This window comes from Catalinimonas alkaloidigena (assembly GCF_900100765.1).
GTDB classification, from domain to species: Bacteria; Bacteroidota; Bacteroidia; order Cytophagales; family Flexibacteraceae; genus Mooreia; species Mooreia alkaloidigena.
This window is the reverse complement of record NZ_FNFO01000018.1, coordinates 55,502-67,613: the sequence shown is the minus strand read 5'-3', so window position 1 is coordinate 67,613 and position 12,112 is coordinate 55,502. Positions and strand designations below refer to the sequence as shown.

General features: G+C 54.5%; 16 protein-coding genes. 11 read left to right on the top strand and 5 right to left on the bottom strand.

Going from position 1 to position 12,112, the window contains the following annotated elements; translation table 11 throughout:
- The 5 genes from BLR44_RS27435 to BLR44_RS29015 all read left to right on the top strand — a co-directional run.
- A partial coding sequence (locus tag BLR44_RS27435) for a dihydrofolate reductase family protein (RefSeq protein ID WP_176956246.1) occupies positions 1–314 on the top strand: 314 nt, incomplete at its 5' end.
- A gap of 195 nt (positions 315–509) precedes the next feature.
- Positions 510–872 (top strand): iron chaperone, encoded by a 363-nt coding sequence (locus BLR44_RS27430; RefSeq protein ID WP_176956245.1) that lies wholly within the window; start codon positions 510–512, stop codon positions 870–872.
- A gap of 130 nt (positions 873–1,002) precedes the next feature.
- Positions 1,003–1,719: a recombinase family protein gene (locus BLR44_RS27425; protein WP_143017511.1), complete on the top strand. Its 717-nt coding sequence runs from the start codon at positions 1,003–1,005 to the stop codon at positions 1,717–1,719.
- A 32-nt stretch (positions 1,720–1,751) separates the two neighbouring features.
- Positions 1,752–2,321, top strand: coding sequence for a Uma2 family endonuclease (locus BLR44_RS27420; RefSeq protein ID WP_089688525.1), 570 nt, complete (start codon positions 1,752–1,754; stop codon positions 2,319–2,321).
- A 5-nt stretch (positions 2,322–2,326) separates the two neighbouring features.
- The gene (locus BLR44_RS29015) at positions 2,327–2,488 is read left to right on the top strand and encodes a hypothetical protein (RefSeq protein WP_176956244.1); all 162 of its coding nucleotides are present in this window, start codon (positions 2,327–2,329) and stop codon (positions 2,486–2,488) included.
- A gap of 226 nt (positions 2,489–2,714) precedes the next feature.
- On the opposite strand, the gene BLR44_RS27415 is transcribed toward BLR44_RS29015, so the two are convergent.
- A complete protein-coding gene (locus BLR44_RS27415) occupies positions 2,715–3,143 on the bottom strand; it encodes a response regulator (protein WP_089688523.1) in 429 nt (142 codons plus the stop codon).
- Positions 3,144–3,524: 381 nt separating this feature from the next.
- On the opposite strand from BLR44_RS27415, the gene BLR44_RS27410 reads away from it, so the two are divergent.
- From BLR44_RS27410 to BLR44_RS27380, 5 genes are all read left to right on the top strand, one after another.
- Positions 3,525–4,094, top strand: a complete 570-nt coding sequence (locus tag BLR44_RS27410) for an RNA polymerase sigma factor (RefSeq protein ID WP_089688521.1) — start codon at positions 3,525–3,527, stop codon at positions 4,092–4,094.
- Between the two features lie 1,766 nt (positions 4,095–5,860).
- Complete coding sequence (locus tag BLR44_RS27400; protein WP_143017510.1) at positions 5,861–6,208, top strand: hypothetical protein; 348 nt, start codon at positions 5,861–5,863, stop codon at positions 6,206–6,208.
- A 95-nt stretch (positions 6,209–6,303) separates the two neighbouring features.
- The gene (locus BLR44_RS27395; protein ID WP_089688516.1) at positions 6,304–6,486 is read left to right on the top strand and encodes a site-specific integrase; all 183 of its coding nucleotides are present in this window, start codon (positions 6,304–6,306) and stop codon (positions 6,484–6,486) included.
- A gap of 34 nt (positions 6,487–6,520) precedes the next feature.
- Entirely contained in the window at positions 6,521–7,114 is a 594-nt protein-coding gene (locus tag BLR44_RS29235; protein ID WP_245706189.1) for a DUF433 domain-containing protein, read from the top strand.
- A 949-nt stretch (positions 7,115–8,063) separates the two neighbouring features.
- A complete protein-coding gene (locus BLR44_RS27380; RefSeq protein ID WP_218127210.1) occupies positions 8,064–8,372 on the top strand; it encodes a hypothetical protein in 309 nt (102 codons plus the stop codon).
- Between the two features lie 793 nt (positions 8,373–9,165).
- Here BLR44_RS27380 and BLR44_RS27370 read toward each other — a convergent pair.
- From BLR44_RS27370 to BLR44_RS27365, 3 genes are all read right to left on the bottom strand, one after another.
- On the bottom strand, positions 9,166–9,588 hold the full coding sequence (locus BLR44_RS27370; protein WP_089688509.1) for a hypothetical protein: 423 nt from the start codon (positions 9,586–9,588) through the stop codon (positions 9,166–9,168).
- Positions 9,589–9,731: 143 nt separating this feature from the next.
- On the bottom strand, positions 9,732–9,887 hold the full coding sequence (locus BLR44_RS29010; RefSeq protein WP_176956242.1) for a hypothetical protein: 156 nt from the start codon (positions 9,885–9,887) through the stop codon (positions 9,732–9,734).
- A gap of 197 nt (positions 9,888–10,084) precedes the next feature.
- A complete protein-coding gene (locus BLR44_RS27365; RefSeq protein ID WP_089688506.1) occupies positions 10,085–10,507 on the bottom strand; it encodes a hypothetical protein in 423 nt (140 codons plus the stop codon).
- Between the two features lie 669 nt (positions 10,508–11,176).
- On the opposite strand from BLR44_RS27365, the gene BLR44_RS27360 reads away from it, so the two are divergent.
- Positions 11,177–11,593: a hypothetical protein gene (locus tag BLR44_RS27360; RefSeq protein WP_143017509.1), complete on the top strand. Its 417-nt coding sequence runs from the start codon at positions 11,177–11,179 to the stop codon at positions 11,591–11,593.
- On the opposite strand, the gene BLR44_RS27355 is transcribed toward BLR44_RS27360, so the two are convergent.
- Entirely contained in the window at positions 11,590–12,012 is a 423-nt protein-coding gene (locus tag BLR44_RS27355) for a hypothetical protein (RefSeq protein ID WP_089688502.1), read from the bottom strand. The two genes, BLR44_RS27360 and BLR44_RS27355, sit on opposite strands and share 4 nt — an antisense overlap.
- Positions 12,013–12,112: the final 100 nt, after the last annotated feature.

The following is a 12,112-nucleotide window of genomic DNA, read 5'->3' as shown; positions in this document are numbered from 1 at the left end:
GAGTGTTCTCCCGCACGATGAAAACGGTAGACTGGGCCAGTGCAACCCTGGCCCAACAGGACTTGCACGAGGAAGTGTTGGCTCTCAAACAGCAATCCGGTAACCCTATTCTGGTGGGTAGTCGCAGTTTGATCCTACAGCTCCTACACCTTCAGTTGATTGATGAACTTCAGCTTTGCCTTTATCCCGTGGTTGCCGGAAGCGGGTTGCCCTTGTTTGAAAACCTGAACGACAGGATGATGTTCAACCTTGTCAACCATAAAACCTTTACGGGAGGTGCTCTACTTCTGTATTATCAACCGAAAAACGAATAAAATAAGAACCGGGTCACGATGACCGGGTCACAGTGACCATAAGCAATGCCTTGTTCTTGCCTATTTCTGAAAATTCTCCTCGGGTTTTCAATGGGGTGTGGATTTGCAAGTGAGGTGCTACCCCACGCAACTACTTCTGACCGTGCCTCACTAGGGGTCATGAGAACAAAACAGACGCAAAAAATGAGCTTAGCTATGAAATACGCCACCATTGATGAATACCATTCCTCCTTTGCTAAAAATGTACAGGAGAAATTAGAAGTCGTTCGCAAGGCAATTCGGGACGTCATTCCTCATGGAAAAGAAGTGATTAGTTACAACATACCTGCCTTCAAGGTGAACCGAATTGTCGTTTACTATGCGGCCCATAAAGTGCATATTTCCTTGCACCCAGCCCCTACAGATGAAGAATGGCAAAAAGACGTTGAGCCTTACCGAACTTCAGGCAAAGGCACCATCCAATTTCCTTATGACCAACCATTACCGATTGAGTTAATTAAAAAGATGGTGAAACATTTGGCAAGCCTTGATGCAGAAAAAGTAAGCTCTCAAAAATGAATACATTCCAATAAATAAACCAATCGCTAATTGAGAGGTAAGTGCCTTAAAATTTCACACTTGCCTTAGCAAAGCTATTGGCTAACTTTTGAGTCCCGCATCTTTCTAATTCCACCCGATTTTACAAACGTTGGATGGACCTCCTACATTTGTAAAATTAGCTGGAAACTACGTACTTGCCTGGATGAAGTACGTACTCTACCTGCGCGTCTCGACCCGCAAACAAGGCGATTCGGGCCTGGGCCTCGAAGCCCAGCAGGCGATCCTCTCCCACTTCTATGCCGGCCAGGAAATCCTGGCCCAGTTCGTGGAGGTGGCCAGTGGCAAGGACGTTGACAACCGTCCGCGCCTGCGGGAAGCCCTCGCCCTCTGTCAAGTGGAGAAGGCGACGTTGGCCGTAGCCAAGATCGATCGCCTCAGCCGCAACACCGAGCAGGCGCTGGCCCTCTACCGCCAGCTCGACGAGCGACTGGAGTCCTGCGACATTCCCAATTTGGACAAGTTTACCCTCACCCTGTTCATGGCCATCGCCGATCGGGAGCGGGAGCTGATCGCCATCCGCACGAAGGCAGCCCTAGACGTGCGCCGGCAACAGCGCGGCGAGTGGCGCACGGGTTCTGAGGCGTACCGCTCCGGGGCGGCGGCCTTAAAGGGTACGGCGGTGATCCGGCGGAAGGCGGCGCGCAACGCCCACAACCGGCGGGCGGCGGCCTACATCCGCCAGCAGCGGGCCCAGGGCTTGTCCTGGACGGCCATCGCTGCCGAGCTCAACGCCCACGGCTTTACCACGCCTCGCGGCAAGGCCTTTCACCCTGTCCAGGTCCAACGTCTCTGGAAGGACGTCTAGACCATTGTGGTGAGATTGTGTATCTTTAAGCTATGGCCCAGGTACTGACCAAACCCCGTCCCATTACCGTGGAGGAATTCCGCCGCATGGTAGAAGCCAACGTGTTTCCTGCCGACGAGCGCCTCGAATTGCTCGAGGGCCAACTCTTTCCTATGTCTCCGATTAATCCTGGTCATGCCACCAGTGTCCGCCGCCTGATCCGCTTCTTTAGTGAGCATTATCTGGACCGTTTTCTAGTCGATGCGCAAAATCCTTTACTTCTGGGGCCTCATGCCCTACCGCAACCGGATCTGTCTTTGCTTCAACTCTCCTATCAGCTGGAGGATCACCGGCTCCCTTCTGCGGAAGATGCGTTGCTGGTCATTGAAGTTTCGGATCACACCCTGACCAAAGACCGTCGCCAGAAGCTTCCTTTGTATGCGAAAGCCGGCGTTCCCGAGACTTGGATCGTGAACCTGAAGCAGAACCAGATCGAGGTGTATGCCCATCCCCGGCAAGGCACCTACCAGGATCAGCAGGTCTACCGCCAGGGACAGACGGTGGTGAGTGCCACGCTGGAAGGCCTGCAGGTGCCCGTCGATCAGATCCTTACCTTTCCCTGAGCGGGATGGAACGTTTAAAAACGTACCGGGATCGCTATAGTATCCTCCAAACCGCCCAACACGAACGAGAAATCGAAATCGCGCGGGAAATGAAGAAGTCCGGCGATGCGCCCGAAAAAATCGCCCCCATCACCGGACTGTCCCTGGCTCAGAGCAAACGCTTCTAAGTCGGTCATTGAAGCATCGCAGCGCCTCGTTCATGTTATACATTTATCATAACTATTTGTTTTATTAAACACAGCTTGGCCACAGGTGAGAGGTGCTCGTGGGATTGAATGCTTTGTGTACGTAGAAACGCATGAATTCACCGGGGAAAGTGCTGTTTGCCTCGTTCGCTTTTTAGCGTGTAAAAAGCGAACGAGGCAAACAGCACAGGTCGGAAATCAAGGAGGCTTATACGTGTTCTTGGGCCGTATCGCCCCGCCAATACTTATGGTAAGCCTCTAGCACCGTTTGTTCTTCCAAGGGCTTGTCGGTGAACTCTTGCACGCCTAAGCGCAGGAACTCTTCTATGACCTCCTGTTTGGCACGGATGCCTAAGAGCAGAAATACCATGTTTGCCCGTTGCATAAAGCCTTTTTCATGCAAGGTCCGAATCATCTCCAGACCGTCCATCACGGGCATGTGGTGGTCGAAAATCACCAGTTCCGGACAGGTCCGCGCTGGCTGATCGCAGTGATCGAGTAGGTACTCCAGGGCCTGCTTGCCGTTCAGGGCCACCGAGATGGTCTCAGCAATGTCCAGGTCTTTTAGGATCGTCGTGTTGAGGTAGTTGTTGATCTCGTCGTCATCGACAAGCAAAATCTTGTGGAGTTTGCGCATGAGAGAATGAGTGGGGAACAGACGAATTTACAGAAAGGTCCTTAAACACAAAACCCAGGCGGGACCTGTCGCCGGTGTGGCCTAGGAATTGAGGCCGTCACAACTGCGGCAGGCAGGTGCCGCGTCGTCGCTTCCAGAGGAACGGGCGACATGATGCCAGCGGGGCCGTAGGTGGCTTCCCGACTGCCAACACGGTAGGGCCTGTAGAAGTACCCAGAATATACCTTGCACATAGCGGGTGCGACCGCCGCAAAGCTCGCCCGATACCGTGTCAGGATCACCCCCGCCTGCGGAGGCACCGTTTTTAGAGGTTACTAATTAGGGTTATATTAGTACAAATTTTATCCAACAAACGGTTCCTGCCAGGCGCCCGCTTGCTTTATGACATCGCAGGAACAGATAATCATTAAACAATTGGCCGCCGACGATCCCCGTGCCATGGGCTTGCTTTATGATCAGTATGCCCCCATGTTGTACGGGATCCTGGTGCGGATGCTGCGCGATGAAGCGATGGCCCAGGAGGTGCTTCACGTGAGCTTGATCAACGTCTGGACCCAACGCGCACACTACGACCCGGCGCGGGGCCGGCTCTTTACCTGGTTAGTGACGCTGTGCCGCCATACTGCCCTCGATGCCCTGCGCTCCGGTGTCTCCCAAGGACGGACCCGCCCACACCAGCACACCGGTGAGGCACAGCAGGGCTTGCCCCTGCGGACCGAAACGTATGGGGATGGGATGGGGCTGACCCGGGTCCTGGTCCCGTTGGAAGACCACTACCGCGACGTGATTGACCTAATCTATTTTGAGGGGTTGACTCCTGCGGAAGTGCAACAGCGGCTGAACCTGCCCCTGGGCACCGTCAAGTCCCGCCTGCGGACCGCCTTGCAGCACCTGCGCAAACTACTACAGGTCCCCCCCGCTCAGGAGGCCAAGACCAATCCAAAACCATAGCGAGGCGGTCGACCGCCCGTTCCTCACCCGTGAAGTAGGGGCATGGGCCCTGAATAGCCAGCTAGCCCGGCCTGCAGACCGTTCACGTTCCAGTCGTTTTTCTCACTTGGCCATCGCCAAAAAAGCCCAGCGTAGTGGCTGGGCTTGGTCCCTTACAGAGACAAAAGTACAAGTGGAAAAAGAAGGTGCGAGTCAGGAACGGTAAAAACAGGGCCTAGCAGCTAGCCGCGCACCAGACCCTGTGAACTTTTGTGTTATGCTATGGGCTACTTACGCAAGCGGAAAACCCCAGGTTACAAAAAAGCCCCTTCCACGCGTGGAAGGGGCTTTTGCTAAACAATGAAGGGATGAACTGCGATTCTTTATACTCTCTCTAACTCTTACGCAATTCGCTTGGTCAGGTTACTGGCCTGTCGCGTGTACCGCGGTCCTAGCGCCCGCAAGCGGTCGCGGTCGCGCGGCTTGCACCCGTACCGTAGAGGAATTGCCGAGGACGCGCTGGACATAGGGCAGGGACGGAAGTGCGGCAGGGCTTGACCGCTGTCGCTGCATACGTGGTTGAACTGCGCAAGAAACGCCCACCGTATCGTCAGTCGTCAGAACCAAAGGATGCCAAGTCACCCCAAAGGCGGGGCCGGTTCCCTCTGATTTTGCGGCGTGGCCTCTGATGTCCTTGATCAGGAACAAAACTGGGTGAGCCGTCGAAGCGCGGGCAGCTGGTGGAGCGGCAGGCGGGGTGTGGAGGCTTTTGGATACCAGGAAGAAGCTGAAGCGTTTGATCCATGATGAGCTTGTTCTTTCCTGTTTGCCGGACAGGTCTTCTGGTGTTTGATTCGAGACAGGCGACGGTTTGTTGCTCCACCAACGCGCGGGGGAGGCCCGGTGGGATTGGCTCGTTTGCGTAAAACTTTTGCTTGAAATCATGCACTCTTGCGCAACCTCGGTGGGACCGGATTCCAACCAATACGCGTGAGTACGTTGTAGACGAGTGGTAGGTGATACAGGCATAGGAAAGAGGAGAGGATGCCTTACTGCGGCGCTAGAGGCGGGAGTAGGATTTTTAGCGAAATAATTATACTATTGCCGAATAGAATAGGGTGCTGTGTTTCCCCTGTTCCGAGATGAGTAAAGAAGTCTATCATTGGCCAGTGTTTGCGTAAGCACTGGCTTTTTGTGTGTAACAATCCGAAAAAAGTTTGCCATCTTTGGAGCCTCTGCCGCCAGCTCTCGGATAGCGATGTCTCCTCCCCTCATGTGCCATCCGAAGAAAAGGCGAACTTCTAAACCAGCGTCTGCACACGCTGGTTTTTTTGTGTCCTAACTCCAGAAAGTAGGTAGGTAAGAAACTGACCATTAGTGCGTTGCAGAGCGTGGAATTCCCTAGCAACTTGCTGACGCGTAGTAATTGTATGTCTACACAGGCGATTTTGGGAGGAATCGCCTGCGTTCTCTAAAGGGGCGTGCACCTGAGCCGGTGGCACGCCCCTTTCTTTTTGGCTTGTTAAGAAAATAGAGGTATCTTGGTGTCATCCCGCTAGGGGTATGACAGAAACATAAAAGGGGCACTCTTTGGATGAGGGTGCCCCTTTTTCTGTTGGGTAAAGCCCTTGGCAGAGCGCTTTCTTCTGTCCAACTTGCGATTCCGTTAAAGTTTAGCATACCGGAGGGGGGTGGGGCACGCCACCCCGTTTTGTTTTTTGGCGATTCCATCGCTGTTCTTCTGGGTTTTACGTATGTCGTTGGTAGCATCATTCTACCTACTCTCTATGCATGCATTTGCTGGTCCTGAGTCGTACCAAACCTTTATTTGTCGGGCCTATGGTTGCACCCCTCAACAGGAAAAGGGAGCACACCTCACGTTTATGTCGGGCTTGAGTCAAGCCGAACAGGGTAACGCAGAATCCTCCTCTTCGCTAGGAGACAAAGAAACCCAGTTAGCCCGCGTGAAAGATTTTATGACGGGGGCCCTTGACGAATTTCTTAAGAAAGGACTTACTGAACCTGAGCGCCAGAAACTCTCCCGTCTGCGCGAGCGTACGCAAGAAGCCGCTACCTCAGCACAACTGCTGACCATTATCGAAGAAGGGCTTTCGGTTACCATCCGGTTCAACTAATCGTTTTACTTCGCTCCTGAAAGGCCCCGAAAGGCGAGCGTTTGACGTGGAATCGGTTGTACAACAAGGGCGTAGCCCGCATCACCAAACGCTGATTGGGGAAGGACTACTCCGCCCACAGCCTACGCGCCTCCTTTGCCACCATCGCCAAGCGCAACGGGCAGGATGATCTGGCCGTCCTGCGCCAGACCAAGCACCGCTCCACCGAGATGATCCATCGCTACACCCGTATCCAGGACGTCACCGTTCACAACGCCGCTAAGGAGTTGGGGCTGTAGCAGGATTGGTTAACTTTGTGTATCTTCTGTGCTCATGAATCCACACGTTATCCAGATTGATCCTGATATCTTAAGTGGCACCGGAGCGCCGGCCGCCCCGGTGTTTGCGGGCACCCGCGTGCCGGTGGCTACGCTGTTTGCTCACCTGGAGCAAGGCATCCCACTCGAAGCGTTTCTCGAGGACTTCCCGACCGCGCCGCGGCGGCCGTGTCACGGCACCAAGCCATCGAAGTACTCGAACTCGCCGAAAAACTGGTTTCTTCCAAGGACGTTATGCCGTGGTATGCGCGTCTTGCTGGCCACCGTGGCAACGGATGAAAACCTACCGAAACGTTTGAAGCAGGACTTCCCTGACCATGAAGTGTATACCGTCCGTGAGCGGGGATGGAATGGGAAGAAAAACGGCGAGCTCATGCAGTTACTCCTCGCCGAGGGATTCCAAGTGTTGATGACCTTTGACAAGAACTTATCCTACCAACAGAATTTCAGTCGTTACCCCCTCACGGTGCTGGTACTCAACGCCCCTGATAATACCTACCTTACCCTTCAACAACTCGTGCCTTCCCTGACGCAGACACTCGCGCATCCATTACCCCCCGGAGCACACGTGATTTCCTTACCCGCCTAGGTTTCTGGTGACCTCGCGGTTAGTTAGGTTTAGGTTAAATAGGCGCGTTATTGCACGACTTTACAAAACCTCATTTGCCAGAATCAGTGAAATTAAGATAAGAAGAGATTCGTAATTCGGGCAGTTTCGGAGCACCCAAGCGCTACACTACCTGACGGGCGAAATTCTAATGGCCGGTAAATTCTTGCGTTGGTTGCCTCCCCACCGCAAAGCCCTAGGTAGATTCGATACCTGCGGAGAGGCCATCAAAGAAGGCAGAAAGATCTATCAGCGAGCCAACGGCTGCCCCTGGTATGCAGCGGAGTGCCATGCCCGCTAGTAAGCAAAAAGCCCAGCTTGGGGCTGGGCCTAGTTCCTTACACGGAATATGGATACAAGAGTGGATTAAAAGAAGGTACGCCCCAGAAGCGGAAAAGTTGTGCTAAAACTCAAAAAACAGAGTCTAGCGGCTAGCCATGCGCCAGACCCTGTTTAACCTTTTATTATGCTGATAACATCGTGATTACGTACGGCAACTACTTCAGGTTATAAAAAAAGCCCCATCGTGCAGAAAGGGCTTTAGCTGAAAAAATAAAGGAGAAAGGAGAGCGGTATATCATTTTCTTCCCCTTGTATACGTCCTGCTTTTGGAAATGTTACGCCGCTGCGCCGACATACTTCATCAGATTTACGGCGCGCTGCACTTCGGTGAAGTACCGATGAGTCAGGAGCATTCCCGTCGGCGTCAGACGTGCCCAGCGGGCGGATCGGAGAGTGGGTTCAGTGGTCGACAGAGGTGGGAATTTTCGATTTCGGGGGTACCCGCAGGGGCGCCTGCTGGTCGCAGTGGATGAATTCGGGGCGGGGTAGATGGCCCCGGTGTTTATACCGTTACTTCCCCGTGAGATGTAGGGACAATTCTCGTAATCTTGTAGGGGGAGGGCGTCCCCTCTTTATCTCATAGACGTACGTGATGGATCGAGTCAAGATCATTTCTGACATTGAGGATTACATAGAAGGCATTGAAGAGATGGCGCTTTCCTCTCAAAATGCGTTTGCCATTCAACAAGCGATTATCGACTTACGACGGGCCTATGAAGGCGAGACCGCCACTGTTCGTAACCTCTTTGAAAAGGATGAAATCGCACGCCACCTAGAGGATTCCTATGCCTACATGCAGTTTTTCATTGAAGATGAGGGGGATTCTTTTTTTGAGGGGGGAAAACTGAAGATACTCCTTGCCCTTCAGCACCTTCTACTGCTTTTGCGCTTACAATAATCTCCTGGCTTAGGCTCCGTTCGCGTCCGTAGTAATCCAGACTTCCCTGGTAGGCCACTAGGGAAGAGCGGAATGTAGGAGCGTTTGATGTAGTTGACCGCATTAAACGTAAACACCTACTCTTCCGTCGTAGCACCGGAGGATCGAAATCGATTGCCATCCGGATCGCGTATACTTTTGCTTCTGAAATCTTTGTCAAACGCCAGCAACACGAGCGAGCCTAACAGTACATCCGAAAATTCCCAGGGTTTTAACGCCGGGCATATCGGGCCTGATCCATGCCTTCCGACCGATGCACATGGCTTGGCTCTACTCATCTGGTGATTTTTTCACAGTCCTCATGTTGTAGGGCATTCCGCTATAAGTTCACAGACTGGTCCATAGTAGAAATACCTACGTATCCAACGAGCAGGACCCATAAGAACCTGTCTTCTAACAAGTTACAAACAAAAGCCAAAATTTCCCTCCTCTCCTTAACCCTTCCAACAGCCGCACAAGTGTCCTCAGGCAGGCACGGTGCTCTTGCGTTTCATGCCGCAGTTACGCTAGGCTAGCCTGGGTAATTCCTCGCTGCACGAAGGGCTTTATTTTTCGAATGCGCGAGGCTCACCGCCGCGATCAGCGCCAGTCGGGAGCGCTTGCCGTCGCCGTGGCGCATGGTTTTGCTGATTTGCTTTTTTGATAATCCAATCCGATCGGCCCGTTCGCTGATGGTACTCCCACACTTCTGTAGTACTAGTAGCAGGTGGGTACTCAGGCCGTAGTGCATAGTAAAACCATGGGTTTGACGTCTTTATTTGCGTTTATACGTGTTGAACTGCTCCCCGATTTCTTTGCGGGCAGACACATACAGCCGCCCGGCCCAGACTTTGGTTTCGAGCAACCTAGTGTGCAGCTGACAGAGTTCTTGGAGCTGGGAGTCGGTTAGGGTCGTCTTCTGGGCGGTATGGAGCAGGAGCTTGGAAAGGCTGTTGCAGTAGTGTACCTGCCGCGCCGGCCGCGAACTGGCAAACTCCCGGTTGTCTAAGGTAAACCAACGCACCCGATCAGCACGTAACCGGATCTCAAAATCTTCGGTGCTGGCATCTCCCCAAGCGGATTTCCGGTTCTCAGGAGCGACCCGAAAAGGCCCGATGGTGTAACAGCCTTGCTGGGTGTTGAAGATGATCCTTCGGTTCAGCTCTATTTCCGTTTTTGCTTCCTCCCTGTCGGACATGGGTTTCTTCACCTACCCTGAGTGTGGTTCAACAATACATTTTGTTTTCTTGGGTGGCCGTTCTCACCGCCCGCTTGTCTCACCGCCCGCTTGGCCCTGCGGGGCGTTGTCTCACCTCACCAGTGCATGCACGCCGAGGGCCACTAAAAGCGAAGGATGTTGATCAGCACCACCACCCACTCGTAGCGCAGGTGAAAGTATGCCCCTTCAACTGCCTGCGCGTACGTCTCTTCTTTTTGCTGGAAGATCCGGTAGCCTTCCTTCACCACCACCCTCCCCTTCTGGGTTAAAATCATCAACTGGGCTGAGCGCAGGGGTCTGACTAAGCATTCGTGCACCAAGCGGTTTACATATCCCTGGCAGGTGGATAGTCCAGCCGCAGATCGTCTATACAGAAATCAGCTACATACAACGCCCCCGGATCCACCTCGTAGAACCGGAACAGAATCCGGTCGATCACTTCCTCATCGCTCATCTTTTCTCCCCCTTGGCAAGGTCACCAACGTGATGGTGACTCTTTCTCCGCTTCTATTCTTTGTTTGGCGGCCAGGTACAACTGCCCTGCCCACATTTTGGCTTCGATCAATCGATACTGAATGCGGCCAAGCTCATCGAGCTGGTCAGCGCGTAGGTCATGAACTAGCCCCGTGTGGGTTACCAACACAAAAAGGTCATTGCAATAGCCTACCAAATCGACCGGCGAGGCCACGGCTAAGGCCTGACCCTGCAGGGTATACCAGCGCACCTCTTCGGCGTAAAGCCGAATCTCAAAGTCTTCTACATCGAGGTCTCCCCAGATGAGAGGGCGATTTCCGGGCGAGACGACAAAGGGGCCCACCGCCTGGTAAGCATCCCGATCTTCGCTGAACAGCGCCTTGCGGTTCTGCTCGATTTCTGCCTTCATTTCCAGGAATAGCATAGGTCACATTGCTTACACAGAAGGGGCTCAATAGCCCTAGTTAGTATATCCGATACGTGGAAAAGTGTATAGAGACGGACAGTCCCGTTTTCAGCTTTTTCTTATCGCTTATCCTAGTCATCCGGAGGCTCAGAAGCAAGTCTCTCTTTTGACGTACGGCGCTGTTAGTGTACGTCAGGTACCAAATCTAAAAATCTTTCACTTGGAAATCCAAGCAACCAAGCGCTAAACTTCACCAAGGCTACAGAGAAGAACCAAGTGGCCGGAGTCAGCGAAGGACGGCGGACATAGAAGCATCCCAAACAAAACGTCTGAAGGAACTGGAAGCGGAGAATACCCAAATCTAGAAGGTTTTTGCCAACTTGAGTCAAACCCTAGCGTGCAGAGCCTTTTCACAACCCGGAAGAAGTACTGCTCGGGCGGAGATCCTCCAGTCCGAGCGATTTCCGCTGGGCGGCTTCCGCGTCCCACCTCCAGAAATGCCGAAGGGCGGCAGATTTCCCGCTTGCTTCAAGCCGCAGGCACGGGCTCGCTCCAGCAAGCCGCCCGCGTGCGGACGTCCGGTCATTTTTTACCCTCACTTCCGCAACTTCTGCCTCCGGAGCGAGTTGCCTCCTAGCCAGGACTCCCTTATTTTAGGGCGTCGCGCTACCTCCTCCCGACCTGATGATGCCTCCCCGCCACTGCCTCCACCTCCGCCATGCCCACGTCTACCACGCCGGCGTCCTGTGTGAAATTATCGACGTGCAGGGCGATCGCCTCCTGGCCCGTGACGGGACCGGGCGGCGCTACACCCTCAGCCGCTTCCTGCTGGAAGGCATTCCCCTCACCACCGCCTGGCTGCACCGGCTCGGCCTGCAGGAAGGCGAACGCCTCCGCAACTGGCGGAGCGGCATCGCCTGGGTACTTCGCCGCACTCCACAGGGCTACTGCCTCGTGCCGGAAGGGGACGCCGGAGCGGTGCGGGTGCAAGGGGCCTTGCCCTATGTGCATGACCTGCAGCGCTGGCACCGCGGGCTGACCGGCCGCTACCTCACCCTGATTAATGACCCTGGGCCGGAAACGCCCCCGCCGCCGACCCCTTAGGGCAGGCTTTCTACGACCCGGGACGGGTCTAGGGTCATGTACACCACCCGCCCCAGCGTATCGATGTCCACATAAAAGGTGCTCTTGACCGTTTCCCCGGAGGCCAGCCGGTGGCGGGCCACGTGCTGGTAGTGCACCAGCAACACCCGGGGGTCGCGTTGCTGGCCAACGTAGTGCTGGCGGCGGTGCCCCAGCCCGGCGGGCAGCTGCGCCAGCTGCCGCCGGGCATTTTCGCCGACGGTGAGCGTGTCGACCACCGCCGTGCTCAGGGGCTCGTAGACGCTCGTGTCGCCGGCCGACCGGCAAAAGGCCCGATAGAGGCTGTCGGCCAACTGCGTGGTCGCCCGCTCCTGGGGGGAGGCGCACGCCCCTGCCAGCAGCAGGCACCCCCCGATGATCAGGCTAGAAGTCTTACGCATCCTGCGAAGAAACAAAAGCGGAAGGCCGTTTCCAAGCCCTGTACGGCAGCGACGTGCCCTCTTAGGCTGACCCTCTTTGCGACTAGCTTCTTTTCTCGTG